The following is a 24,086-nucleotide window of genomic DNA, read 5'->3' as shown; positions in this document are numbered from 1 at the left end:
CCGCAATCGCGGGGCGTTAGGCGGTGTCAGGCGCTCAAGCGGTTGTTCCTGTAGCCTGCACGGCTTGGGTCAATTGCCGTACCAGCAGCGCCAACTCGTCTTTTTCTTCATCAATGATGGCTTGGCGGCGCTCCAGGTAAAGGTCTGAGCGCCGGTCCGATTCTTCTCGGTTCAGCCGTTCGACTTTATGGCGAGTGGTGGCGCTGATCGTCGCAAAGGGCTCGGGTAAATGGCGGGCCATGAACTCGATCCAGAACGGTTCGATCATCAGCGCGTTGATTGCCGCATCGCTGGCCTTGAATCTTTGCAGCCGTTGATGGGCGCGGCGCACATCCTGGGGTTTGACCCAGCGTTCTGCTGAATACAGCATTTCTTCATGCCCAATCGGAAGATTGAACTCTTCAGCCAGGGCGATGCGCAGGCGAAGTTTAATTTCCACATCGTCCGGATTCTTGCCAGCAGCCTGCAGCGCGAGAATGTGTTCGTCGGCAAATTGGTCCAGCTCGCGTAGGAAAAACACGCGGATGGACAAATCCATCAAGTCTCGGCTGGCCTGCAGGGTGGCAGGTTGCACCTTGGCGATGTGACGCAGGTGAGTGATTTCCATGTCGATGAACGTCAGCAATGCACCGTCGCCGCAAGTGCCCGCAAGATAAGTATTGAGGAAGATTTCGTTGCGCAACTCGGTGGAGTTGCCCATCGCCTCCAGCAGCTTCCACACCCTTTCCGTCAGGGCAGGGCGCGCGGTTGCCTGAGTGTAGGCATACGCCTGGGTCAAATCCCGCAGTACGCGGAACGCATCGTCCGGGCTGGGCGCTTCGATGGCCAGCAATTGGTCCCACAAGGCGCGACGTTGCGCGTGTTGCTCAGCGGGTACGCCGGTCAGCCAATTGGCAAAGTCTGCCTCGCGAGGTGGTTGGTGGGCGATGCCTGGCAGCGGGCCACCCAGGGCGGTCGCTGTGCGGTTTGCAAGTGCATTGATCCGGCCCAGGGTGTCGGCATCCAGCGGGTTGTCATGTAACTGCAGGTCAAGGTGTACCCGAGCCCTGCGTCCAGGCTGGAACAACGTGAGCGGCAAGGTGGTCAGGCGGTTTTCCTGGAGCAGCAGCCGCCTCAAGACGGGCCTGTCGTCGGCGCCCAATGGCCACTGGTCGATTTGGGTATTGCGCAGGTTCAGTATCCGCAAGTTGTCCATGGCGCTGACATCCGGTGCCAGGCCCAGGGGGTTGTCGTTCAGGTTCAACTCACGCAGCGAAGTCATTTGCGCCAGGCGTTGGCGGGCCTCTTCGTCCAGGGTGATGTGGTTGCCGCCCAGGTTGAGCACTTCCAGATGCCGCATCTGGGTGATTTCCATCGGTAATTCGGTGAGCAGGCAGTCGATGTTCAATTGCCGCAGGTTGGAGAAGCGGCTGAGAAAGGCGTTGCCGGTCGGCGGGAAGGCGTTGCCTGAGATATTCAACTGTTCAATGTGTTCAAAGGCACGGGTTCCAAGGATGAAATCGGCATCGGGCAGGTTGTTGTCCTCCAATTGCAGATGTAAAAAATGGCGCTCGAAGAAATCGTAGCTGCGCGATCGAGGTGTTTCATGGCGCCAGGCTTGGCGGATGTGCTGGGCCAGGTAGCGCCGCCGCCCCACGTTCAGCCCCATGGGGTCGGTGGCCGGGTCGTCGATGGGTTGCGGGGTTTCGGCCCAGCGGGTCAGGCCATGATCCAGGGTGGCGTATTCGGCTTCGCGGCGCTCCAGTTCCAGCAGGGTGGCGGGCGCCGACAGGTCCAACGAGTCGATCAATAGCTCAGCCTGTTCCACGCTGAAGCTGGGGTAGAGTTTCTGCACCTTGCGCACCAGGTCAGCAGTCCTGGGGCCACGAAACGGCCAGAGGTTTTGCAGCGAAAGTGGATAGGCCACGAATGAGCTGTCCACCTTCATCGGCGGCTGCAACCATGGCGGGATGGCGGGCAGGTCGAGCAACCGTTTGACCGCCACGCGCTGTTTCAGCGCCAGGTCTGCAACACGTGATTGCAGGGTGGCCAGGTCGAACCGATCGGCCATGCCCAACGCGGTGCATTCGCTGGGCGACAACAGCAGGGCAATGGCGCTCAGCAGATCGCAGGTGCTGTCGGCCGGATCGTTGAGGGAGCGGCCATGCCTATCCAGTGCGCGGTAACGACCTCCGACTCGGACGAGGGTGCGGCGGTCGCTGCCATTGAGGTGTCCGCCGCTTTCCAGCAGGCGCCCAATGTCGGTGTCCTCGTGGATGTCCAGGCGCAACTCGGCAGGCCAGCCGCTGAGCGACTTGAGCATATGCAGGGTAATGGTGTCGCTGTCGGGGTTCATCAGCGTGGTCAGGTACAAGCCTTCATAGGCGCGGTTCAAGCGCAGGTCGTGGGCGGTCAGGCGCGCCTGTTCGGCCAGGCGCAGGCCGACCTGGTTTTTGTCCAGCAGTTGGCGTTGCTCCTTGACCGTGGCCTGGCCCAGAATGGCGCGCACGGCACTGACCGGCAGTTGTGGATGATGCTGTTTCAGGCGGGTTTCCAGCAGCGTGCCGGGTTGCTCGCTTTGCGCGTAGAACTGCTCGAACAGTTGGGCTCTTTCGCGGTAGGCGTATTCGGCGATACGTTTGGCCAGCTTGAACTGGCGCTCTTCGACGGTAGCGGGCAGCTCGCCCAACAGTGCTTGAACCAAGGTGCCGTTGAGCGCCGCGTCGTAAAGCGGCGTGGTGCCACGCGCATTGCCTTGGGATACACGAATGATTTCTACGGGTGCCTTGGCCTTGGCGGGGTACTGGACCAGCACCTGATTGTGTTGATCCACCACGTGCAGCGCATGGCTGTCGGGCCATCCGGGCAGCAAGCTCAATAGCATCAACTGCAGGGTGGGCCGGGCGTTGTGGCGGGCCGATGCGGTGGTCATCGCCTGGATAAAATGCAGGATCTGCCGCTCGATCCCTACGCGTTTGGTGGTGTCCTCCAGCAGCGGTGGCGGGGGCAGGCCAGCACTGTGCACCTCGCGCAGGGCCCGGGCCGGTGTGTCGGTGATGGCGAGGATGCGCGCCGAGGTGCGCTGGTCGACATGGGCGTTTCCCGGCCCCAGGCGGTACAGCAAGCGGTGGTCATCCCAGCTCATCGGGTCTTCACTCGCCAAGCGCCAGGCGCCGTGCCGGTTGTGCTCGAGCAGCGGGGTATCGACCCCCACTTTCTGCGGGTGCTTTAGTCTCCATTTGAGCAACTGCTCGTCAAACGTAATCGGATACAGCGAGCCGTACAGGCTGATCAGTTGTTGACCCTGCCACGCGTAGATGCCCTCGGCATTGGCCTGGCGTTCAGCCGGCAACACCAGAGATTTTTCGTATTGACCCAGGGAGCCATTGAGCAGGCTGACATAGCCATCGGGGCTGCGTTGCGCGCTCATCAGATCCCCCAGGGTTTTGCGCAGGCCCTTGGCATCCGTGTCGGCACTCATGCCCAGGCGGGTGCGTTCGTGGGGTTGCAGTACCGAACCGATCGCCAGGTAGAAACTGTCGACGGCCGGTGCCACTGGAATGGGGCCGGCATTGCGCATGTCGTACGCCTCGTAGCGGCCCTCGCCGTAATGCAGCAGCTCCACGGTGGTGTCGTCCGGTCCGGTGGACACATAGCGATTGGACGGCGCGCCGTTGGCCATCTCGGTGACCACGAAGTGGCGGTTGAACAATTTGCGCAGCAGGCTGGAGGCGAACTCCCTGGCCCATTGATCGTTGTCGGGGTTGAACGGGCGTGGGTGGTACAAGCCGTCGATGGCGGCGTCGATGCGCAGGGCGGTGCGGTGCTGCTCCAGCAGTTGCCGGGTAACGTTGGGCAGACTGGCGTCTTGCAGGAAGCGCGTTTGTTGCGAGGCGCTGAGCGGCTGTTGTGCCAGCAGTTGCGCAAGGTTGGCCGGGGTGAGCGGTGGGTACAGCTCATGCAGTGTGCGCAGCAGTGGCGTGACTTGCAGCAGCGGTTGGGCAACCTGGACGGGCACGAAATCGCGCGCCGCTTGGGCCTCGGGCACTTCATGCCTGGCGTAGCCGGCGTAACGGGTCAGGGCCTGGAACAGGTCCAGGCGCCGCGCCTGAGCCAAGGCGCTGATCTGCACGCGCAGGCGCGCAATGCGCTGGGCATCGGTCAAATGCGGGCTGCCGGCTTTGCCCAGTACGGAGCCCGGTGGTTGCTGGCGCAGGACCAGTGCGAAGAGTGGCTCATCGGCGCCAGTGTGCTCATCAAGCCCTGTGTAGGTGCCATCGTCACGACGCTTGAGGCTGATGAGTGTGGTGACAGAGGGCTGCTCAAGGGCACCGTAGGTTTCGCTCAATGCGCCGTCGGCAGCGTGCACATTGATCAAGGCGCCGGCTGGCCATTCCGGCAATTGGGTCAGCAGGCTCAACACAGCGCCGTTGGCGTGAGGCGGCATGTGGCCGCGGCGATGAAACTGCTGGATGAGCTGGTCGATCACCCGGTCGGCTTGCAGTCGCCGCACACCTTCGATGAGGTTGACCGGCGTAGGTTCGCCTTGCCAGATGGCATCCAGAGTGCCTCGCGTGGTGGCCGTGCTGCGCAGCAGGGTTTCTATGGCGTGCGGGGGCACGGCGCTTGAGCCATTGGGCAGCATGCGCTCGGCCAATTGCACGTTGCTCAGGGTGTGTGCGTTGTTCAAGTCCAACGTCCATGCGCTCAAGTGCGGGTCATACACAATGGGCGGCGCGAAGCCGCCGCGATGATCGTTTTTGAGTACAAACCGCATGTGGCTGCTGTCGTAGCCGACTTCCACCACATGTTTTTGTTCGGTGTGCTGTAGCCACGCGTAGTGTTTCGCCCGCAGTGAATAGATGCCCTGGGCGTTGGCTACCTGGCCGTCGAGCAGGTGCTGATGGAGGATCGCATAGGGGCTGATATCCGGTTTCCACAGGATATGAGTGCCATCGCTGCGCGTCACTTTGCGTGGGTTGCCCAGTTGGTCGAGTAGCCTGCGCATGCGCCGGCGATGCACGCTGCCAGCGGTGGAGATCAGCAGGCCGCTGACAGCCAGGTCGGCCACATCCCCCATGGCCGCGGCAAAATTGGCGGCCTCACCCTTGAGGGCTTCGTTCACACCCTGGATGACGCTGTGGCCCAGGCTGCCGAATACCGCGACCTGCATGATCCGGTTCAGGCCGGTCACCCCACCTGGCACGGGGGTGAGCAGTAGCTCCAGTACCTCGGCGGCAATGGCGGCGGCACCGTCGACGACAGCCTGCACGTCACGGTCGGCGCGACGGTTGGCCAACGTCGCCAGGTTGGCCTGCATTTGCTGAACCAGTGACCCGGTCAAGGTCTCGACCAGGGACGCGGGGCGTGAGGGCCTGGGCAGTGCGCTAAAGCGCAGGTCGCCCACGCTGCTTTCGGGGAACAGGTAGTGAAGGCTGTCGTACAGGAAACTGGCGGCGGCGGACAAGCCTGGCGGGCGCTGTTCCTCATGGAGCAGGCGCTTGAATTCGTTGAGTTCAACCAGCGGCATTTGACGGGCAAACCATCCCAGGTCGTGCTTGCGATGGCTGTCCTTGAGTTGCGCCACAAATTGCGCGTTGGCGCTGCGCGCATCGGGGTGATAGCGCAGGGCACCGCCGGGGCGGAAGGGGAAATAGGAAATCACCCCGAGGCTGCCCACGGGGATCAGCAACAGTGGCAGCGCTACAGCGGTGGCGGGCGGTGCCAGGGTCACCTCGGGAAATACGCCTGAGGGTTTGCTCATCGCCAGTCGGTCGATGGCAGGGAACGGTTCATCGCTGTCGATAGCCTGGGTCAGCGTTTGGTAAAGGGCCAGGGTCAGGCCGCTGGCACTGCGGTTGCGATACGCCTCGAGTGCTTCGAAACGCAGGCAGGCGCGTGCGCTGGCGCGCAGCAAGGTGTGCAGGCTGCCACCGCTGCTCAGTTGCGCAGTGAGCACGCTTTGCAGTTCACCCCCGAGGTCCAGTTCACGAGCGATCTGGATGAAGGTTTCCACGGTCAGGCCTGGGTCATCGTTGCCGGAAAGATAGGTGGCATCGACGAAGGTCTGGCCGGATGCCTGGGGCGTCTGGGTGGTGTGGCTGAAGTTCAGGCAGGCCGCCTCCCACAGCGACATCGTCGACAGGTGCGGGCGGTACTTCCATTCGTCATAGGCGCGGCGAAAGCGCCCCTGGCGTTGGTCGTTGACGTCACTGCTGCGTGGTTCCCATGGCAGCGGCGGGGTGACTGGCTCCAGGTAGCGGGTGTGCAGCAAGACCTTCTCCGGGTCCTGGCCGCCGAGCTTTTCGCGCAGGCGGGCCAGGCCCTGGGTCTTTAAGGTGCTGATCAGCGCGGCGTTTGCGTCCTCCACCGCGGTCAAGGCGGCGTGCGCCTCGCGTTGCAGTTTTACGTAGGTTCGCTGTTGGTCGGGTGTGAGGCTGGCCAGGCTTTGAGTAACGGTCTGGCGGATCATCTCCAGGGCTTGTTGCCGGTTCCAGGACTCGCTGTCTTGCAGGTTGCCGGATAAGCCGTTGGGGGGTAACTGAGTGGGCATGGCGCCATTTCCTTTGACGGTGAAGTGCAAAGGCAAATGGAACCATCCCGTTGACGGTCGTCGTCGCTAACTATGTAGTCGCGGCGAAGGGGCGGGCGGCGCTGCGTTGGTCCAGGCGCTTGTTCAGGTCCAGCCATGCCGCCAATACGCCCATCAGCACAGCCCCGCCCAAGGCCGTGGATAGCTTGATTGCCAAGCTGTCGCCGGCCATGGCATTGAGCATGTCGGCCAGTGGCGCCAGCACCACGCCCAGGCAAAACACTTCCAGGGAGTAACGCCCCATCCGCGCCAATTGCAGGGCCAGCCACTGCTGCGTCCAGCCGATGTCGGGGAGCAATTTGGCGGTGACGTAGGCCAATGCCAGGAAGTGCAGCAGGCGCACCGGCGACAGGTCGGTCTTGCTGATGGGGTACAGCCATTCGCCAATTACGCGTGGCATCCAGGCGTCATGCACCTCGGGCCAGCGCCACGACAGGGTGATCACACAGGTCACCAACACGTAGAGCGCAGCGGCCACGAACAAGGGTTGGCGCAGCAACGGCTGCGCTTCGGCGCGGCTGGGTGAGCGCAACGCGGCTGCGCCGCCGAGGATGAACAAGCATTGCCAGGTGATGGGGTTGAAGTACCACACCCCGCCGTTGCTCGCGGGCAAGTTCCAGCCCTGCCAGGGCGCCAGCAGGTACACCGCCACCGAGATCGCCACCATCACGTTGGGCACATACACCAGCAGCGGCAGTGTGATCGGCAGGCTCAGGATCAGCACGATGTACAACGGCAACGGGTCGGTGAGGTTGGGCTTGAAGCGCAGGAGCAATTCATCCATCAAGGCCTGCTGGGTATTGCTGAGAAAATACCCCAGGCCCATCTCCTGCACCAGGTCGCGGGTCTCGATATGGCTGTTGGCGAAAATCACGATGCCCATCAACAGCGCCAACAGGAAAATATGCGCCACGTAGAGCGTCCACACCCGACGCAGGATTTTCAGGCAGGCGAAAAGATAGCCATCGCGCTGCAGAATCTTGCCGTAGGCCAGCACGGCTGCGTAGCCGGCCAGGAACACGAAGATTTCCGCGGCGTCACTGAACCCGAAGTTCTGCACGGTGATGTTGGCGAGAGGGTTGTGGGGCACGTGATCCCAGAAAATGAAGATCAACGCCAGGCCCCGAAAAAAGTCGATGCGCGGGTCGCGTCCGTTAAGCATGGCAGCGGGCTCTTGAACAAGTAGTTGAATGACGATAGGTGAGCGCGGGCGTTGTCGTACGTCGCACGTCGGGCGGGCGCAGGGTGGCGGTATTTGTAAGCAATTGCAAAGGCTGGGTATTGCTGAATGTCTCTAGAGATCAATGATCACCAGGATGCCCTGGCTGCCGGTGAGCACACCGTGGGCAGTGCCAGCTTCCACCAGGTACATCTGGCCGACGTCCACCCTGATGGCTTGACCACCGATGCGCAGGTGCAAGTACCCACTGATCACCAACAACCCTTCGTTGTAGTCGTGGGTTTCTTCCTCGTATGCCTGTTCATCCATGCGCAGTACTTTGATCCGCGCCGGGCCAACCTGGCCCAGACGTGTGGATGTCCAACTGTCAGGCAGTTGCGCGCAGATTACGGCGAAGTCCAGTAACGGCATGTGAGTCTCCTTGTTTCAACGATGCCGTCGGTGGTCCGGTTCAGCAGGCGGAGGGTCTTGTCAGAAAGCGTCCATCAGCAAGACCCTGCACGGCTTGGCCTGATACGCATTGATCTGCGGCACCAACCGTTTGAAGTGCTCGGTTTGGCAATGCGCATCCAGCGCTGCCTGATCGGGCCATTGTTCGATAAAGACGAAGTGCCCGGGGTCTTTTTGATCGACAAACAAGTCGTAGGCGATGCACAGCGGTTCCTGGCGGGTTTTTTCCACCAGTTCAGCGTACCAGGGGCGCACGGTTTCCAAATGTTTGGGCTTGATAAAGTCTTCAGCGATGACTTTCAACATGCTAGGTGTCCTTTAGGCTGCAGCAATTTCATGCGGCTCAAAACTGTCAGCTCGCGCCATCTGCCACATCCGTGAATAAAATTCGCCGTTCACTTCCCCGGTGAGCAATTCCCCAGGCTTTAGGAACACATGCAACTGCGAAAACAGCTTGATCTCAGTCGCCGACATCCGACGTACCAGATGCTTGGCCGACAACTGCGACGGATGCTCCAGCCCGGCGGCGGCGAGCATTTCGGCCAAGGCGTGTAGGGTGTTGCGGTGGAAGTTGAACACACGCTGGGCCTTGTCCGGCACCACCAGGGCGCGTTGACGCAGTGGGTCTTGAGTCGCCACGCCAGTCGGGCATTTGTTGGTGTGGCATGACTGCGACTGGATGCAGCCGATGGCGAACATAAAACCACGCGCCGAGTTGGCCCAATCAGCACCAATAGCCAGGACGCTGGCGATGTCGAACGCGCTGACAATCTTGCCGCTGGCACCCAGCTTGATCTTGTCGCGTAGGTTCAGGCCCACCAGGGTGTTGTGCACGAACAGCAGGCCTTCGCGCAGCGGCACGCCGATATGGTCGGTGAACTCCACAGGTGCGGCGCCGGTGCCGCCTTCCTTGCCGTCCACCACGATAAAGTCCGGAAGGATGCCGGTTTCGAGCATGGCCTTGGCGATGCCCATGAATTCCCACGGGTGGCCTAAGCAGAACTTGAAGCCCACGGGTTTGCCGCCGGACAGTTCACGCAACTGAGCGATGAACTGCATCAGCTCAATCGGCGTGGAAAACGCGCTGTGGCGCGACGGCGAGATGCAATCTTCACCCATCATGATGCCGCGGGTGTCGGCGATTTCCTGGGTGACCTTGTGCTTGGGCAGAATCCCGCCATGGCCGGGCTTGGCGCCTTGGCTCATCTTGATTTCGATCATGCGCACTTGCGGGTTCTGGGCCTGCACGGCAAAACGTTCCGGGTCGAAGCGGCCGTCGCTGGTGCGGCAGCCGAAGTAACCGCTGCCCAGTTCCCAGGTGAGGTCGCCGCCGTTTTCTCGGTGATAGGGGCTGATGCTGCCTTCGCCGGTGTCGTGGGCAAAGTTACCGAGCTTGGCGCCGTGGTTAAGTGCCCGGATCGCATTGGCGCTCAATGAGCCGAAGCTCATCGCCGAGATATTGAACACCGACGCCGAGTACGGCTGCGTGCACTGCGGGCCGCCGACCATCACGCGAAAACTGCTGGGGTCGCTCAGTGGCGCAGGGCGCATGGAGTGGCCGATAAATTCGAAGCCTGACTGGTACACGTCAATCAGGGTGCCGAAGGGTTTGTCCGCCGTTTCGTTCTTGGCGCGCGAATACACCAGCGAGCGCTGGGCGCGGGAGAAGGGCAGGGCGTCGCTGTCGGACTCCAGCAGGTACTGGCGGATTTCCGGGCGGATGGTTTCTACCAGGTAGCGGATATTGCCCAGGATCGGATAGTTGCGGCGCACCGCATGGGGGCTTTGCAGCAGGTCGACAATGCCGATCAGGCTGAGTACACCGGTGACTATCGTGATAGGCCACAGCCATTCATGTTCGATAAAGGGGAGGCTGGCGAGGGTGAAAATGACGCACACAGCAAAGAAGGCGTAGCGGCTTAACAAGGACAGGCTCATACGGTTTCCTTGGGTTCGGACTCTTCAGGTCGATCCGCCATTCTGCGCCTGTCAGGAAACCATAGACAACCTGTGGGAATATTCAGTTTGGCAACGCGGGTGGGACAGACTGGCCTGGAATAGACACCTGTCGGCGCTTGATTCGGTTCAGCCCTTGGCAGAGTTGATAGTTTCGAGCTGCTCTCGGCACCGGCTTACGAGACCCATTAAGCCTAACCTTATTGCAAAAGGTTCTCGTTTGGATGCTTTTCTTTGTGTTACTGTATAACAAATCAACCGCACCCAAACGCCCCGGAGGCCTCATGAAAGCTGGTATCCACCCCGACTACCGCACCGTGCTGTTCCACGACACTGCCGCCGACGTGTTCTTCCTCATCGGCTCCACCGCCGACAGTGATCGCACCCATACACACAGCGACGGCAACACCTATCCCTACATCCCGCTGGACGTCTCCAGCGCCTCGCACCCGGTCTACACTGGCCAGCAGCGCAAGACCCAGGCCGAAGGCCGGATTGCCGGGTTCAATAAGCGTTTTGCATCGTTTGGGTCGAGCCCGAAAAAAGCTGACGCATGAGCATGATCCGGCGGCGTGTCCTACGCCGCCGTCTGCCGAATCGGCAGTACCACCCGAAACTTCGTACCCTTGCCCGGCTCGCTGCTGACGCTGATATTGCCACGGTGTTTCTTGACGATCCCGTAGGACAACGACAAACCCAGCCCGGTACCTTCGCCCACCGGCTTGGTGGTGAAGAACGGGTCGAAAATCTTCTGCACGGTGTCGGGGGCAATCCCACAGCCGTTGTCTGCGACTTCCAGCCACACGTTTTCGCCTTCCACTCCGTTGCTGATGGTAATGGTGCCGCGCTCAGGGCCCATGGCTTGTGCGGCGTTGATCACCAGGTTCATCACCACCTGATTGAGTTGGGAGGCCAGGCATTCGATTTCCGGCAGCGGCGCGTAGTGCTTGACCACATCGGCCTTGTACTTGAGTTCGCTGGCGACGATGTTCAGCGTCGAATCGATGCCTTGCTGCAGGTTGGCGAATTGCCAGGTCTGGTCGTTATCCACCCGTGAAAAGTTCTTCAGGTCCTTGACGATCTGCACCACACGGCCGATGCCGTCCTTGGACTCGCGGATCAGAATCGGAATGTCGTCCTTGAGAAAATCCAGGTCCAGCTCGTTGCGCAATGCCGTGAGCGGTTCGCGATGTTCTGGCGCCCCGATGTGCGCTTCGCTGCGCTGGTAGGCATCGAGCATCTGCTGCAGCTGCTTGAAGTAGCTGTCGAGGGTGCTGAGGTTGGAGGAAATAAAACCCACCGGGTTGTTGATCTCATGGGCGACGCCGGCCGCGAGTTGCCCCAGTGAGGCGAGCTTTTCCGACTGCACCAGTTGGCTTTCCAGATGCTTGCGCTCTTCAATTTCCAGTTGCAGCGCTTGGGTGCGTTCTTCCACCAACCGCTCCAGCTGCGAGGTTTGCAGGGAGGCGCGGCGGGCCATGTCCCACTTGTTGGCCAGGGTGTTTGCCATTTGCTGGACTTCAATGTTGTCGAACGGCTTTTTCAGGATCAGCAGGCGGTCGTGGGCGCGCAGGCGAAACAACAGGTCATCCCAGGAATAGTCCGAGTAGGCGGTACACACCACCACTTGCAAGTCGGGGGCGACTTTCCACAGTTCTTCAATGGTCTTGGCGCCGTCCCAACCCTGGGGCATACGCATGTCAACGAAGGCCAAGGCGTAGGGGCGTTCTTGCGCCATGGCGCTGGTCAGCAAGCCCAGGCCTTCCTCGCCGCCATACGCGCAGTGCAGCTCGAATGCCTGGGCTTGAGGTTTGGCCGCGTCGCCAAACAGTGCCGACTCCATCTCATCCAGCGCTTCGGTTGAGGCTTCGTCGGGCATCAGGATCTTGCGAAAATCCTCATGAATGGACGGTGTGTCATCGATCAGCAGGATGCGCCGGTTGGGAGGTTGGTTCATGAGTGGCTTCCGGCAAGGGTCATGGGGATGGTCAAGGTGAAGACGGCGCCAAGGCCCGGCCCGTCGCTGTGGGCGCTGAGCTGGCCGTTCATTTCTACGGCGGCCAGGGCGCAGCTGTGCAGGCCGAAGCCGTGGCCTTCCTTGCGGGTGGTAAAACCGTGGGTGAAGATGCGTGCCATGTTCTCGGGCGGTATGCCTTCGCCATCGTCCTTCACACTGATCTTCAGGGTCTCGTCGCCTACCGATTCCAGCGCCAGGGTGATTTGCCGTGGCCGCTCAGACAGTTTGTCCATGGCGTATTTGGCGTTGCTGATCAGGTTGACCATGATCAGCAGTAACCGGTGCTTGTCCGCCAAAATTTCCGGCACCGGGGCGTACGCCTTCACAACAGTGACATGGTGACGGCTCAGCGCGCCGGCGTTCATGCGCAGGGCGTCGTCCATCAAGGCGCTGATATTGACCGGCTCCAGCAAGGTAGACGCACCCGCATAGGATTGCTGGGTCGAGACGATGTCCTTGATGTGGTCCACACTTTTGCTCAACTGCGCCAGCTCATCGCTCATGCCTTGCTGTTCGACGGCAATCGCTTCGACCAACTGGTTCAGATAGCCCGGCAGCAACTTGCCCTTTTCATCCTCGGTAAGGAAGGTGCCCAGGTCGCCCTGATGGGCGTTAATCAACTGCATGGCCTTGCCCAAGCCGAGCGCCTTGCTGGCGCGCAGCTTGCGGCTGACCAGATCGGCGGAGATATTCACACTGTTGAGCACGTTACCGACGTTGTGCAGCACGTTGGTGGCGATCTCGGCCATGCCGGCCTGGCGGGCGCTGTCCATCAGCTCGCTCTGGGCATCCTTGAGCTGTTGCGTGCGCCGTTCCACCCGATGCTCCAGGGTTTCATTGGCGGCCTGCAACGCGCGGTTGACGCGGTTTATCTCGGCGAAGCTGCGCAACAGGCGCACCGCCAGGTAGAGCAGCAGCACCACAAGCAAGGTCGAGAAGATCAGCAGGTAGCGATGGTATTGATGGTCGATGAGGTCTGTGGCTTGCTGGTCCTGATTGAGGTGGGTGGTCAAGTCATCGAGGTGTTCGGCCACCGGCACGGCGGCAATCCGCTCGAGCAGGCTGTTGACCAGTGGCTGTTCGCGCAGGATCAGCGAAATATGATTGCTGAGGATCTCCACCGGTGCCTGGAACTCACTGGGCAGGCTCTGTTGGTTGATGGCCAGTTTGCCCAGGCCCACCAGGATATCGGCGGCACGTTCATCGCTGGTGACCTGGGCAAACTCCAGGCTGCTGAGCAGCAGGTCGTAAGTGTCGGTGGCCACGCTTTGCAGTTGCAGCCGGCCTTCGTCGGTCATGCTGTTGAATTGGGCCTGGATGTCATCTTCGGCCGTCGGCAAAAAAGCCAATGAGTTACGCAGCACTGCGTTGTGGGATTTGAACTGGTCGACCAACCGGGCTTTTTCCTCGATGGCCCTCAGATACGCCGTATGGCTGGCTTGCCAACCGGGCAGGTCGGCTGCGCTGTGGTAGGTGTCGCGGCTCTCCAGTTCAGCCCCGATGCGGGTCATTTCGGTCAGCGGTGTGACCAGTGGGTCGTAGTTGTGGGTGATCGCGATCCTGGCCTTGAGTACTTCGCTGTCCCACTGGGCATTGAGCTGCTGGAGTTGGCGGATCAAGTCGCGCGACTGGGTATAAGTGGCCGTCTGATCGCGTGAAGACTTGAGGTACAAAAACACCAGGGTGGAGGCCAGGAGCAGGGTGATGAGGCCTAGCAGGATTTGGCTGGTGCGTCGGCGTGACAGGGGTCTCATAACGGCTTGCCCGCCCATTCGCCGGTCAGGGTCTTGAGAAACTGGATAATCAGGTCCTTGTCTTCCTGGGAAGGGTTGCGCCCCAACTGGTACTTGAACATCACGTCAACCGCCTCTTCAAGGGTCTTGGCCGAGGCGTCGTGGAAGTACGGCGCCGTGACGGCCACATTGCGCAGGCTGGGTACCTTGAACACATGGCGGTCCTCTTCGTCCAGGGTCAGCAGGTAGCGCCCCAGGTCCGATTCCAGCGGGTTGCCGCGGGCCTTGAAGTAGTCGCCCATCACGCCGAACTTCTGGAACATATTGCCGCCGATGTTCACGCCCTGGTGGCAGGCGATGCAGCCGTAATCCTTGAAGCGTTGGTAGCCGTATTTTTCCTGGCGGGTCAGGATATCGGTGTCGCCCAGCAAGTACTGGTCAAACCGCGAGTTGGGTGTCAGCAGCGTGCGTTCGTAGGTGGCCAGGGCGTTTTGCACATTGGATGCGGTGACGCCATCGGGGTAGGCCTGTTTGAACGCGTTCTGGTAGGCGGGCAGGGCGGACAGGTTGTGCACCACGGTGTTCCAGTCGCTGCCCATTTCCACCGGGCTGATCACCACCTGCTCGACCTGGGCCTCCAGCGTGTCCACCCGACCGTTCCAGAACTGTTTGAAGTTCAGGCTGGCATTGAATACGGAAGGGGTATTGATCTGCACCGGTTTGCCGTCAAAGCCAATGGAGAACGGCTTGTTGTCGGCGCCGCCGCTGGTCAGTTGGTGACAGCTCGCGCAGGACAAGGTGTTGTTGACCGACAAACGCGGCTCGTTGAACAGTTGGCGACCCAACTCAACCTTGGCCGGGTCCAGTACTGGAACCGCCGGCATGGGCTTGAGTGCTTCGTCCAGCGGCGCGGCTGACAGCGATGCGGTGCCCAGGCATAACGCGAACATCAGGCCAGAACGGTGGTTTACGACGTTGCTCAAGCGAGCACTCCTTGCAGGCCTAGGGCTATTTATTTTATTGATCCGGCATCAGTGTCGCGCTATCCGTTTGCAGCAACTGCACAAAATCTTTCGAAGGCAGCGCCTTGCTGAATAGAAAGCCCTGGCCCTCCTCACACTGCTGGGCTTTGAGGAAATTCAGTTGGTCGAGGGTTTCCACACCTTCGGCGATGATGTTCAGTTCCAGGCTTTTGCCCATGCCGATGATAGCGCTGATCAGCTGTTCGTCCTGGCTATTGATGCGCAGGCCGCGCACGAAGGATTGGTCGATCTTCAGCACGTCGATGGGAAATCGCCGCAGGTAGCTGAGGCTGGAGTAGCCAGTGCCGAAATCGTCCAGGGCCAGGCGGATGCCCATGGCCTTGATCTTTTGCAGGGTCTCCACGGTTTCGTCGACGTTCTGCATCAGCACGCTTTCGGTGATTTCCAGTTCCAGTTGGGCGGGCGGCAGGCCGGTTTCTTTGAGGATGGCGGCCAGGTTGTCGACGAAGTCCCGTTGGCGAAAGTCGATCGCCGAAATGTTCACCGACATGCGCAGGGGTGCCAGGCCCATCTCGCGCCAGGCTTGGGCTTGTGCGCAGGCTTGGCGCAGTACCCACTGAGTCAGGCGTACGATCAGGCCGCTGTCTTCGGCGACCGGAATGAACTCCGCCGGGCTGACCCAACCCGACTGCGGTCGAAACCAGCGTGTCAGCGCTTCCGCACCGACAATGCGCCCGGACTCCAGCGCCAGCTTGGGCTGGTAATGCAGCACAAATTCATCGCGGTCCAGCGCCTGGCGGATCGCGCTTTCCAGGTTTTGCTGGTGCTGGGCGCGCAGGTTCATGTCTTCGGTGTAAAAGCTGAAATCCCCCGAGCCGCGCTCTTTGCTGGTACGCATCGCGGTTTCAGCATGCTTGAGCAAGCCCACGGCATTGTCGCTGTCATCGGGGTAAATACTGATGCCCAGGCTGGCGCTCACACTCAGGTCATGCCCCGCGACATGGCGAGTCGCGCTGACGGCATTGAGTACCTTTTGCGCAATGTGCTGGGTTTGCTGGGGATGCTGGATATCGTTGAGCAGCACCACGAACTCGTCGGAGCCGTAACGAAACACCGAATCCGACGCCCGTACCGCCGCCACCAGGCTCAGGCTGACCTGCGCAAGCACATCGTCGCCTGCCGGATAGCCCAGGGCGTTGTTGATGCGCTTGAAGCGGTCGAGCCCCAGAAACATCACCGCCAGTTGCGTGTCGTGCCTGCGGCCCAAGGCGATCGCCTGGGTCAGGCGGTCGCCCAGCAACGTGCTGTTGGGCAACTCCGTCAGGGCGTCGTATTGCAATAAGTGCGAGACCTTGAGCAGCTCCTGCACGCGTTCCTCGATGGTGCGCTCCAGGCTGATCACCTTCAGGGCCGCGTCCTGGGCCAGTTGCCATTTCCAGGTCAGGGCGCTGGCCATCTGGCGGATTTCCAGGTGGTCGAAGGGCTTTTTCAGGATCAGCAGTTGATCGTTGTATTTCAGGCGCGCTTCGATGGCCTCGAAGGAATAGTCGGAATAGGCCGTGCAAAGCGCGATTTGCAGGTTGGGGTCCGCCTCCCACAACTGTTCGATGGTGTGCAGGCCGTCCCAGCCAGGGGGCATGCGCATGTCGATAAACACCATGGCGTAGGGCGAGTGGGCGTCGAGGGCTTTCTTGACCAGTGCCAAGGCTTCCTGGCCCTGGTAGGCGGAGTCCAGGTCAAACGCCTGGCGCACCGGTGCGGTGGTGCCGAACAGGGCGGACTCCAGGGTATCGAGGGAGGGCTCGCCATGCTCGTCGGCACAGAGGATCTTGCGAAAATCCTGGTGGATCGAAGCCGTGTCATCCACGATCAGGATGCGCCGGTTGGCCCGGCCCGATTCCGTCCTCATGGCGCACTCGGCACGTGCAAAAGGCTTGATGGCATGATAATTCCTTCCCTGGTTCTACAACTGAACGGGGCGCGAGCATGCAGTGCAGCATAGTTGAGTTCCCTTGATATCGACGGCCAGTTGGCGTCAAATCAATCGCGCTTTGTATTGTGCGGATTCAATTTAGCTTAACTTCGTTTAATTTGAAGGCAGAGTCGCCATGGATGAACAACTCGCTACGAAGTCCGCTGTTTTGCTGGTCGACGATGAAGAGTCGATCCTTAACAGCCTGCGCCGACTGTTGCGCGGCCAGCCCTATGACGTGGTATTGGCCACCAGCGGCGCCCAGGCGCTGGAGATCATGGCGACCCGGCCTATCGATCTGGTGATGAGCGATGCGCGCATGCCCGGCATGGACGGCGCCACGCTGCTGGCCGAGGTCCACCGCCTGTATCCCGCCACCGGCCGCATCCTGCTCACCGGCTACGCCGACCTGACCACCATCATCAAGGCGATCAACGACGGGCAGATCCACCGCTACATCAGCAAACCCTGGAACGACGAGGAGTTGCAACTGGTGTTGCAGCAAACCCTCGAGCATCAACGGCTTGAACGCCTGGCCCGAGACCAGACCGAACAGCTCAAGCTGCTCAACGCCACCCTGGAAAAACGCGTGGCGGCGCGTACCGCCGAGTTGCAACAAACCGCCGACATGCTCGACCTGGCCTACGACGAGCTCAAGCGCAGCTACGTGACCGGCACCGAAGTATTCTCGCTGCTGGCCAACCTGCGCTTGCCCAAGGACAAACAGACCAACCGTGCGTTGATCGAGTTGATCCGCGTGTATTGCGCCGCCCAGTTTATGGACGAATCCAGCACCCGTGACCTGACCATGGCCGCCGCGTTGTACAACATCGGCAAGTTGAGCTGGACCGACAGCATGATGGTTGCACCGTCAGACAAACTGCATAGCACCGACCGCGGCTTGTACCGTGAGTATCCGGGGCAGAGCGAGTCGTTGCTGATGACCCTGGAGCCGATGAAGGATGCGGCGCGGATCATTCGTCATCACCAGGAACGTTGGGACGGCACGGGGTTTCCCGACCACCTCAAGGGCGATACCATCCCGCCCGGTTCACGGCTGCTGAAGCTGGCGGTGGACTTTATCGAATTGCAGAAAGGCTTGATCCTGGAGCGACACCTCAACAGCGACGAAGCGCTGTTGTATATCCGCAAGTACGCCGGGCGCCTGTATGACCCGGCGTTGGTGGAAGATTTTGTGCAGGCCTGCGCCACCTTCCTCAGCGACGTGACCCTGGGCGACCCCACGGTCAAAGTCCTCACCACCCGTGAGCTTGAGGCCGGCATGGTGTTGGCCCGTAACCTCAATGCCGATAACGGCATGCTGCTGCTCAATGCCGGCAAGGTGCTTAACTTGCCGCTGGTGGACAAATTGATCGCGTTCGAAGCGATGGAAGGCGCCAAGTACAGCGTATTTATCAAACAGCCCGAAGAGACCTCGATTCTTTCATGAATGATTCAACCATCCGCATCGCCGCTGCCATCCTCATTGACCAAGCCGGCCAGACCCTGCTGGTGCGCAAGCGCGGCACCCAGGCGTTCATGCAACCTGGTGGCAAGATCGACGCGGGCGAACAACCCGTCCAGGCGCTGGCCCGTGAGCTGTATGAAGAGCTGAACCTGCACATCAAGGTAGAGGACGCCACGTACCTCGGCCAATTCTCGGCGCCTGCCGCCAACGAACCGGGCTTCACCGTGCAGGCCGAGCTGTTCCAGGTGCAGATCGACGTTGCGGTGATGCCAGCGGCGGAAATTGAAGAAATCCGCTGGATCGACCCCACGGGCGATGGCGGCCTGCAATTGGCGCCGCTGACCCGCGATACGATCCTGCCGCTCTACCGCGCGTCGCTGATCGACGCATGATCATTCGCCCGCTGGACGCTCCCGACGCGCCTGCTTACCGGGCGTTGATGCTACAGGCGTATGGCGCTTATCCCCAGGCGTTCACCTCCAGCGTGGCCGAACGTGCCTTGATGCCCTTGAGCTGGTGGGAAAAGCGCCTCGGCAGCCCGCTGGACCGGCTGTTTGGCGCCTTCGACGGCGATCAGTTGGCGGGTATTGTCGGCCTTGCGTTCGAGCCACGGGAAAAGGCCCGGCACAAAGTGACCTTGTTCGGCATGTACGTGACCGAGGCTTATCAACAGCAGGGGCTTGGGCGGCAATTGGTGCAAGCTGCACTGGAAGAAGCCCGCCGCCACCCGCGCCTCAAACTGATCCAGTTGACCGTCACCGCTGGCAACGACGCCGCCTTTGCGCTTTACCAGCGCTGCGGTTTCATTCAGTACGGCCTGGAGCCATTGGCGGTGCGGGTAGGCGTGGAATACTTCGACAAGATCCACATGTGGCGCGAACTGCATGTGGACTGTGGGAGCTGGCTTGCCTGCGATAGCATCACCACGGTGTAACTGAAACACCGCGGTGCAAGCATCGCGGGCAAGCCCAGCTCCCACGCTGGCCCGCACGCCTAGTGCCCGCTCAACGCACCGCGCTGACGCCATCCAAGGTGGAAAACGAGGTGTCCTTGGCCGTCAGCAAGAAGTCGCGCATGTAAGGCGCATCGAGCATGTCGGCACGAATGCCCGCATACAACGTGGCGAACAAACCCTTCTCACCCAAACGCTTGGCCTTCACATACCCGCGCGAGCTGTATTCATGCAGCGCCCAGTGGGGCATGCCGCACACACCACGACCACTGGCCACCAGTTGCATCATCATCACGGTCAGCTCCGAGGTCCGCACCTGGGCCGGTTCAACGTCGGCCGGTTCCAGGAAGCGGGTGAAGATGTCCAGGCGGTCACGTTCCACCGGGTAGGTGATCAGGGTTTCTGTCAGCAGGTCTTCCGGCACGATGTAGGACTTGTTCGCCAGCGCGTGCTGGTTGGCCACCGCTAGCATGGCTTCGTAGGTGAACAGCGGCACGTAGGTGATGCCCGGCAGTTCCAGCGGGTCGGAGGTCACCACCAGGTCCAGGTCGCCGCGGGCCAGGGCCGGCAGCGGCGCGAAGGCAAAGCCCGAGGCCAGGTCCAACTCGACTTCCGGCCAGGCATCGCGGAATTGGTCGATGGTCGGCATCAGCCACTGGAAACAACTGTGGCATTCGATCGCCATGTGCAAGCGCCCGGCGGTGCCCCCGGCCAGCCGCGCAATATCGCGCTCGGCACCGCGCAACAACGGCAGGGTGGCGTCGGCCAATTGCAGCAGGCGCAGGCCAGCGCTGGTGAAGCGCACCGGTTTGGTCTTGCGCACGAACAGCGGCATGCCCAGGCGCTCTTCCAGCTCTTTGAACTGATGGGAGAGGGCGGACTGGGTCAAGTGCAGGCGTTCGGCGGCTTCCACCAGGCTGTCGGCTTCGCGCAAGGCGTGCAGGGTTTTCAAGTGACGGATTTCGAGCACAGGCGCTCCATGAAGAAAATTTGCGACAAAAACGGATTGCGTGATTTTGTCTCATGTTGTGGGGCGTGTCGACCATGACCACTGGGCACTCTTCATCAAACTGTCATCGAACTGTGGCAGCGCGCTTGAACAAACTTCATCAGACTCGCGCTCTACTGGGGTTCTGCGTTTTGGTGTTTTTCATGCGTGCGTTGTTTTTAGTGGCCGCTCTAATGTTCGGCCTGCCGTCTTTTGCGGCTTCTCGATGTGAAGTCAATGTCCCGACCCAAACAGTCGACCTGGCTCAGGTGAGCATCGCCTATCAAAGTATCGGCCGTGCGTCCGACCCTGCGTTGCTGTTGGTGATGGGCCTGGGCGGGCAGTTGATTCACTGGCCGGATGAAGTGGTGGTGGCCCTGTGCGAACAAGGTTTCCGGGTGATTCGCTACGACAACCGCGATGTGGGCCTGTCCACTTGGCGGCAGGCGCCGGCGAGCGCCAACCTGACTTTCGAAGTGCTGCGCTACAAACTCGGCCTGCCGGTGGCCGCGCCTTATACCTTGACTGATATGGCCGACGACGCCCTTGGGTTGATGGATGCGCTGCAGGTGCAGCAATTTCACGTACTCGGCGCGAGCATGGGCGGCATGATCGCTCAACACCTGGCGGCCATGGCGCCACAGCGCGTGGAAAGCCTGACCCTGATCATGACCAGCTCCGGCGCCGAGGGCCTGCCCGCACCGAACGCAGCGCTGGTGCAATTGCTGTCGCGGCGCAGCGCACCCAACCGTGAGGTGGCGCTGGAGCAACAGGCGGATTTGCTCGCGGCGTTGGGCAGCCCGGATATCAAGGATGATCGCCAGGCGTTGCTGCACCAGGCGGCGCTGTCCTATGACCGCGCCTTCAACCCCGAAGGCGTGAAGCGCCAGATCATGGCGATCCTGGCCGAGCCAAGCCGTGTGCCTTTGCTCAACCAACTGCGCGTGCCTGCCCTGGTGGTACATGGCACCGCCGACCCGTTGCTGCCGGTGATGCACGGCGTGCACCTCGCCGCGCATATCCAGGGCAGCCAGTTGAAATTGATTCCCGGCCTGGCCCACCGTTTTCAGGAAGCGTTCAAGGCACCCTTGTTGGCGGCGGTGCTGCCCTACCTGCAAGCCCATCGCCAGGATGCCGCGCACTGGGCGCAGATCGATTTGAGCGAGCCTTCGAAGGTGCTGTGAAGGTGGTGTATCGTGCAAGCTTTCTGCGCATCAATGCCCGCGAGGTTGCCCATCATGAGTACTCCCCTGAAAATCGATTTCGTCAGCGACGTATCCTGCCCCTGGTGCATCATCGGCCTGCGTGGCCTGACCGAAGCCCTCGACCAGCTCGGTAGCGAAGTGCAGGCCGAGATCCATTTCCAGCCGTTCGAACTGAACCCGAACATGCCCGCCGAGGGGCAGAACATCGTCGAGCACATCACTGAAAAGTACGGTTCCACGGTGCAAGAGTCCCAGGCTAATCGTGCACGCATCCGCGACATGGGCGCCGCATTGGGCTTTGCGTTCCGCACCGACGGCCAAAGCCGTATCTACAACACCTTCGACGCGCACCGCCTATTGCATTGGGCTGGGCTGGAGGGTCTGCAGTACAACCTCAAGGAAGCGCTGTTCAAGGCGTATTTCAGCGATGGCCAGGACCCTTCCGATCACGCGACCCTGGCGATCATCGCCGAGAGCGTAGGGCTGGACATTGCGCGCGCCGCCGAGATTCTTGCCAGCGATGAATACGCCGCCGAAGTCCGTGAGCAGGAACAGCTGTGGGTTTCCCGAGGGGTGAGTTCGGTGCCGACCATTGTCTTCAATGACCAATATGCGGTGAGCGGTGGGCAACCGGCTGAAGCCTTCGTCGGCGCGATTCGCCAGATCATTGCCGAGGCGCGATCCTGACGCCGCTTCAATGTGGGAGCTGGCTTGCCTGCGATAGCGGACTGTCAGTTGCAAATGGGCTGGCTGACACACCGATATCGCAGGCAAGCCAGCTCCCACACTTGATACTCATTGTTTGCAAAAATGGCGCTCATCCAAGCGCTGGCCCATCCCTTGCATTACCCCCCTAAAGCCCAACCGGCCTGCGGTTGGGCGCTGCCATTAGGGGTGAAACTTACCTTGAACATTCTTGACCTTGACCACAGCCTCACCGGCCAGGCACCGATTGCCCGGCGGTTGGCCAGCGGTCGGGCCACGCGCCTGGACCTGCTGGACCTGGGCCCGAAATTGCGTTTGTGGTCCACCGAAAAAACCTGGAAGCGTTTCGTCGAGCGCCTGGCCCAACGGCCACGGCCCCGTGACGCGCGCCCGGAAATTCTGTTTGTCGGCTCCGGCGATTATCACCACCTTACGCCGGCCTTTTTGGCCGACCTCAAAGAGCCCATCAGCCTGATCCACTTTGACAACCACCCCGACTGGGTGCGCTTTGCGCCCAAGCGGCACTGCGGTTCGTGGGTCAACCGGGCGCTGAAGATGCCGGCGATCCAACGCATCGTCACCCTCGGCCCGTGCAGCGATGACCTGCATAACCCGCAACTGCGCGGCGGCAACCTTGGCGCCCTCAAGCGCGGGCGTTTGCAGTTGTTTCCCTGGCAGCATCCGCCGTCCAAGGTCTGGGGCCGGGTGGGGGACGGCGCCGGCCACCAGCAACAGGAAAACCACCTGCATTGGCGCAACCTGGCGGACCTGGATTGGGCGGCTTTCCTCGACCAGATGACTGCCAGCCTGCCCACCGAAGCGATCTGGATCACCATCGACAAAGATGTGCTGGCCAGTGAAGACGCCGCCACCAACTGGGACCAGGGCGGCATGCGCCTGACCCATTTGCTCCAGGCCCTGCGGGCGTTGGCGGCGGGTAAACGCATCATTGGCATCGACGTCTGCGGTGAGTTCGCCACGCCGGCGTTCAGCAACGCGTTCAAGCGCTGGGAAGCCAAGTCTGATCAGCCGCCACCCGAGCGCTGGAGCCCGCAAGACTTGCAGCGTAATGCTGCAACCAATGAAGCCTTGATCGACCTGTTTGAGGAGCTGTTCCCGTGACCCTGACCGTGGTGTTGTTACTGGCGTTTTCCATCGTCCTCGATGTGATTGGCCAGCTGTGTTTCAAATTGGGCGTGGACCGTTTGCCGCAACTCGATGGCGGTTTTCGCCTGCGTGCGTTCTGGGGCCAGGTGTTCAATGCGCCGCTGTTGTGGGCCGGCGTCGGCGCCTATGTGATTGAGTTTTTTGTCTGGCTCGAAGCGCTGTCCCGTGCGCCCTTGAGTCTGCTGTTTCCGCTGGCGGCGTTGGCCTATTGCCTGGTGGTACTGGCGGGCAGGGTGGTGCTCAAGGAAACCGTCAGCCGGCGTCGTTGGCTGGGCACGTTGGTGATCACTTTGGGCGTGATGTTGGTAGCGATAGCGGGGAACCAGGCATGACAACGCAAACAATCAATACTGGCTGGCTGCATGGGCGTCTTGGCACCCTGGTGCTATGGGCACTGCTGATTGCCACCGAAAGCGCCGGGCAGTTGTTCACCAAGGTGGCCGGCGATCAATTGGGGCCGATGGACTTCAGTTGGCAATGGCTGGCTGACGTGGCGCGCAACCCGGGAATTCTGGCGGCGATTGCCAGCTATCTGGGAGCGTTTTTTGTATGGATGCTGATTCTGCGGCGTAGCAGTTTGTCCCTGGCGTTTCCGCTGAGTTCGCTGGTGTTTGTGGCGGTACTGCTGGGCTCTTGGCTGGGGCTGGGGGAGCACATCAGCGTGTTGCATTGGGTGGGCGTGGTGGTAATTATCGGGGGTATTGCCCTATTGGCTGAAGGCGAAGAACACTGAAAATAG

Annotated in this window: 19 protein-coding genes; 9 read left to right on the top strand and 10 right to left on the bottom strand. The window is 61.1% G+C overall.

What is annotated here, in order from left to right; all coding sequences use genetic code 11:
* Positions 1–34 precede the first annotated feature (34 nt).
* The 5 genes from ODQ19_RS00655 to ODQ19_RS00635 all read right to left on the bottom strand — a co-directional run bounded on the left by ODQ19_RS00655 (position 35) and on the right by ODQ19_RS00635 (position 10,139).
* Complete coding sequence (locus ODQ19_RS00655; RefSeq protein WP_330209074.1) at positions 35–6,532, bottom strand: NEL-type E3 ubiquitin ligase domain-containing protein; 6,498 nt, start codon at positions 6,530–6,532, stop codon at positions 35–37.
* A gap of 70 nt (positions 6,533–6,602) precedes the next feature.
* Positions 6,603–7,733, bottom strand: a complete 1,131-nt coding sequence (locus tag ODQ19_RS00650; protein ID WP_330209073.1) for an OpgC family protein — start codon at positions 7,731–7,733, stop codon at positions 6,603–6,605.
* A gap of 132 nt (positions 7,734–7,865) precedes the next feature.
* The gene (locus tag ODQ19_RS00645; protein WP_330209072.1) at positions 7,866–8,162 is read right to left on the bottom strand and encodes a cupin domain-containing protein; all 297 of its coding nucleotides are present in this window, start codon (positions 8,160–8,162) and stop codon (positions 7,866–7,868) included.
* A 60-nt stretch (positions 8,163–8,222) separates the two neighbouring features.
* Complete coding sequence (locus tag ODQ19_RS00640; protein WP_330209071.1) at positions 8,223–8,507, bottom strand: putative quinol monooxygenase; 285 nt, start codon at positions 8,505–8,507, stop codon at positions 8,223–8,225.
* 12 nt (positions 8,508–8,519) lie between these two features.
* Positions 8,520–10,139 carry an FMN-binding glutamate synthase family protein gene (locus ODQ19_RS00635; RefSeq protein WP_330209070.1) on the bottom strand — a complete coding sequence of 540 codons (1,620 nt, stop codon included), beginning with the start codon at positions 10,137–10,139 and terminating at the stop codon, positions 8,520–8,522.
* Positions 10,140–10,441: 302 nt separating this feature from the next.
* Between ODQ19_RS00635 and ODQ19_RS00630 the strand changes: the two genes are divergently transcribed.
* Positions 10,442–10,714, top strand: a complete 273-nt coding sequence (locus ODQ19_RS00630; protein ID WP_116665831.1) for a type B 50S ribosomal protein L31 — start codon at positions 10,442–10,444, stop codon at positions 10,712–10,714.
* Positions 10,715–10,734: 20 nt separating this feature from the next.
* On the opposite strand, the gene ODQ19_RS00625 is transcribed toward ODQ19_RS00630, so the two are convergent.
* The 4 genes from ODQ19_RS00625 to ODQ19_RS00610 are packed head-to-tail and all read right to left on the bottom strand — an operon-like array spanning position 10,735 to position 16,799.
* Positions 10,735–12,114, bottom strand: coding sequence for an ATP-binding protein (locus ODQ19_RS00625; RefSeq protein ID WP_330209069.1), 1,380 nt, complete (start codon positions 12,112–12,114; stop codon positions 10,735–10,737).
* Positions 12,111–13,928: a DAHL domain-containing protein gene (locus ODQ19_RS00620; protein WP_330209068.1), complete on the bottom strand. Its 1,818-nt coding sequence runs from the start codon at positions 13,926–13,928 to the stop codon at positions 12,111–12,113. The genes ODQ19_RS00625 and ODQ19_RS00620 overlap by 4 nt, the downstream gene beginning before the upstream one ends.
* Positions 13,925–14,890, bottom strand: coding sequence for a cytochrome-c peroxidase (locus tag ODQ19_RS00615; RefSeq protein WP_330209067.1), 966 nt, complete (start codon positions 14,888–14,890; stop codon positions 13,925–13,927). The genes ODQ19_RS00620 and ODQ19_RS00615 overlap by 4 nt, the downstream gene beginning before the upstream one ends.
* A 34-nt stretch (positions 14,891–14,924) precedes the next feature.
* Positions 14,925–16,799, bottom strand: coding sequence for a putative bifunctional diguanylate cyclase/phosphodiesterase (locus ODQ19_RS00610; protein WP_330209066.1), 1,875 nt, complete (start codon positions 16,797–16,799; stop codon positions 14,925–14,927).
* A 199-nt stretch (positions 16,800–16,998) separates the two neighbouring features.
* Here ODQ19_RS00610 and ODQ19_RS00605 point away from each other — a divergent pair, with 199 nt between their 5' ends.
* From ODQ19_RS00605 to ODQ19_RS00595, 3 genes are read left to right on the top strand one after another with little or no spacing between them, the layout of a single operon-like run.
* Positions 16,999–18,312, top strand: a complete 1,314-nt coding sequence (locus tag ODQ19_RS00605; RefSeq protein ID WP_330209065.1) for an HD domain-containing phosphohydrolase — start codon at positions 16,999–17,001, stop codon at positions 18,310–18,312.
* Positions 18,309–18,722, top strand: coding sequence for an NUDIX hydrolase (locus ODQ19_RS00600; protein ID WP_116665826.1), 414 nt, complete (start codon positions 18,309–18,311; stop codon positions 18,720–18,722). The genes ODQ19_RS00605 and ODQ19_RS00600 overlap by 4 nt, the downstream gene beginning before the upstream one ends.
* Positions 18,719–19,264: a GNAT family N-acetyltransferase gene (locus ODQ19_RS00595; RefSeq protein ID WP_330209064.1), complete on the top strand. Its 546-nt coding sequence runs from the start codon at positions 18,719–18,721 to the stop codon at positions 19,262–19,264. The genes ODQ19_RS00600 and ODQ19_RS00595 overlap by 4 nt, the downstream gene beginning before the upstream one ends.
* A 70-nt stretch (positions 19,265–19,334) precedes the next feature.
* Here the strand turns inward: ODQ19_RS00595 and metR are convergent, their stop codons facing one another.
* Positions 19,335–20,252, bottom strand: a complete 918-nt coding sequence (gene metR, locus ODQ19_RS00590) for a transcriptional regulator MetR (protein ID WP_003188924.1) — start codon at positions 20,250–20,252, stop codon at positions 19,335–19,337.
* A gap of 182 nt (positions 20,253–20,434) precedes the next feature.
* Here metR and ODQ19_RS00585 point away from each other — a divergent pair, with 182 nt between their 5' ends.
* The 5 genes from ODQ19_RS00585 (at position 20,435) to ODQ19_RS00565 (ending at position 24,080) form a co-directional block, all read left to right on the top strand.
* On the top strand, positions 20,435–21,454 hold the full coding sequence (locus tag ODQ19_RS00585; protein ID WP_330209063.1) for an alpha/beta fold hydrolase: 1,020 nt from the start codon (positions 20,435–20,437) through the stop codon (positions 21,452–21,454).
* Positions 21,455–21,508: 54 nt separating this feature from the next.
* Positions 21,509–22,162, top strand: coding sequence for a DsbA family oxidoreductase (locus tag ODQ19_RS00580; protein WP_330209062.1), 654 nt, complete (start codon positions 21,509–21,511; stop codon positions 22,160–22,162).
* A gap of 219 nt (positions 22,163–22,381) precedes the next feature.
* On the top strand, positions 22,382–23,302 hold the full coding sequence (locus ODQ19_RS00575; RefSeq protein WP_330209237.1) for an arginase: 921 nt from the start codon (positions 22,382–22,384) through the stop codon (positions 23,300–23,302).
* On the top strand, positions 23,299–23,679 hold the full coding sequence (locus ODQ19_RS00570; RefSeq protein ID WP_003188930.1) for an EamA family transporter: 381 nt from the start codon (positions 23,299–23,301) through the stop codon (positions 23,677–23,679). Before ODQ19_RS00575 ends, ODQ19_RS00570 begins: the two co-directional genes overlap by 4 nt.
* Positions 23,676–24,080 (top strand): EamA family transporter, encoded by a 405-nt coding sequence (locus tag ODQ19_RS00565; RefSeq protein ID WP_014717122.1) that lies wholly within the window; start codon positions 23,676–23,678, stop codon positions 24,078–24,080. Before ODQ19_RS00570 ends, ODQ19_RS00565 begins: the two co-directional genes overlap by 4 nt.
* The last annotated feature ends 6 nt before the right edge of the window (positions 24,081–24,086 follow it).

Origin of the sequence: Pseudomonas sp. AM4(2022) (assembly GCF_036346515.1) — a bacterium.
Taxonomy (GTDB): Bacteria; Pseudomonadota; Gammaproteobacteria; order Pseudomonadales; family Pseudomonadaceae; genus Aquipseudomonas; species Aquipseudomonas paracarnis.
This window is presented reverse-complemented; position numbering and strand designations above follow the sequence as displayed.

Bases quoted from the DNA above. Each gene is read 5' to 3' on its own strand.
- ODQ19_RS00635 (WP_330209070.1), bottom strand. From the start codon at position 10,139: ATGAGCCTGTCCTTGTTAAGCCGCTACGCCTTCTTTGCTGTGTGCGTC.
- ODQ19_RS00645 (WP_330209072.1), bottom strand. From the start codon at position 8,162: ATGCCGTTACTGGACTTCGCCGTAATCTGCGCGCAACTGCCTGACAGT.
- ODQ19_RS00625 (WP_330209069.1), bottom strand. From the start codon at position 12,114: ATGAACCAACCTCCCAACCGGCGCATCCTGCTGATCGATGACACACCG.
- ODQ19_RS00580 (WP_330209062.1), top strand. From the start codon at position 21,509: ATGAGTACTCCCCTGAAAATCGATTTCGTCAGCGACGTATCCTGCCCC.
- ODQ19_RS00585 (WP_330209063.1), top strand. From the start codon at position 20,435: ATGCGTGCGTTGTTTTTAGTGGCCGCTCTAATGTTCGGCCTGCCGTCT.
- ODQ19_RS00600 (WP_116665826.1), top strand. From the start codon at position 18,309: ATGAATGATTCAACCATCCGCATCGCCGCTGCCATCCTCATTGACCAA.
- ODQ19_RS00620 (WP_330209068.1), bottom strand. From the start codon at position 13,928: ATGAGACCCCTGTCACGCCGACGCACCAGCCAAATCCTGCTAGGCCTC.
- ODQ19_RS00565 (WP_014717122.1), top strand. From the start codon at position 23,676: ATGACAACGCAAACAATCAATACTGGCTGGCTGCATGGGCGTCTTGGC.
- ODQ19_RS00655 (WP_330209074.1), bottom strand. From the start codon at position 6,532: ATGCCCACTCAGTTACCCCCCAACGGCTTATCCGGCAACCTGCAAGAC.
- ODQ19_RS00595 (WP_330209064.1), top strand. From the start codon at position 18,719: ATGATCATTCGCCCGCTGGACGCTCCCGACGCGCCTGCTTACCGGGCG.
- ODQ19_RS00640 (WP_330209071.1), bottom strand. From the start codon at position 8,507: ATGTTGAAAGTCATCGCTGAAGACTTTATCAAGCCCAAACATTTGGAA.
- ODQ19_RS00630 (WP_116665831.1), top strand. From the start codon at position 10,442: ATGAAAGCTGGTATCCACCCCGACTACCGCACCGTGCTGTTCCACGAC.
- ODQ19_RS00610 (WP_330209066.1), bottom strand. From the start codon at position 16,799: ATGAGGACGGAATCGGGCCGGGCCAACCGGCGCATCCTGATCGTGGAT.
- ODQ19_RS00605 (WP_330209065.1), top strand. From the start codon at position 16,999: ATGGATGAACAACTCGCTACGAAGTCCGCTGTTTTGCTGGTCGACGAT.
- ODQ19_RS00650 (WP_330209073.1), bottom strand. From the start codon at position 7,733: ATGCTTAACGGACGCGACCCGCGCATCGACTTTTTTCGGGGCCTGGCG.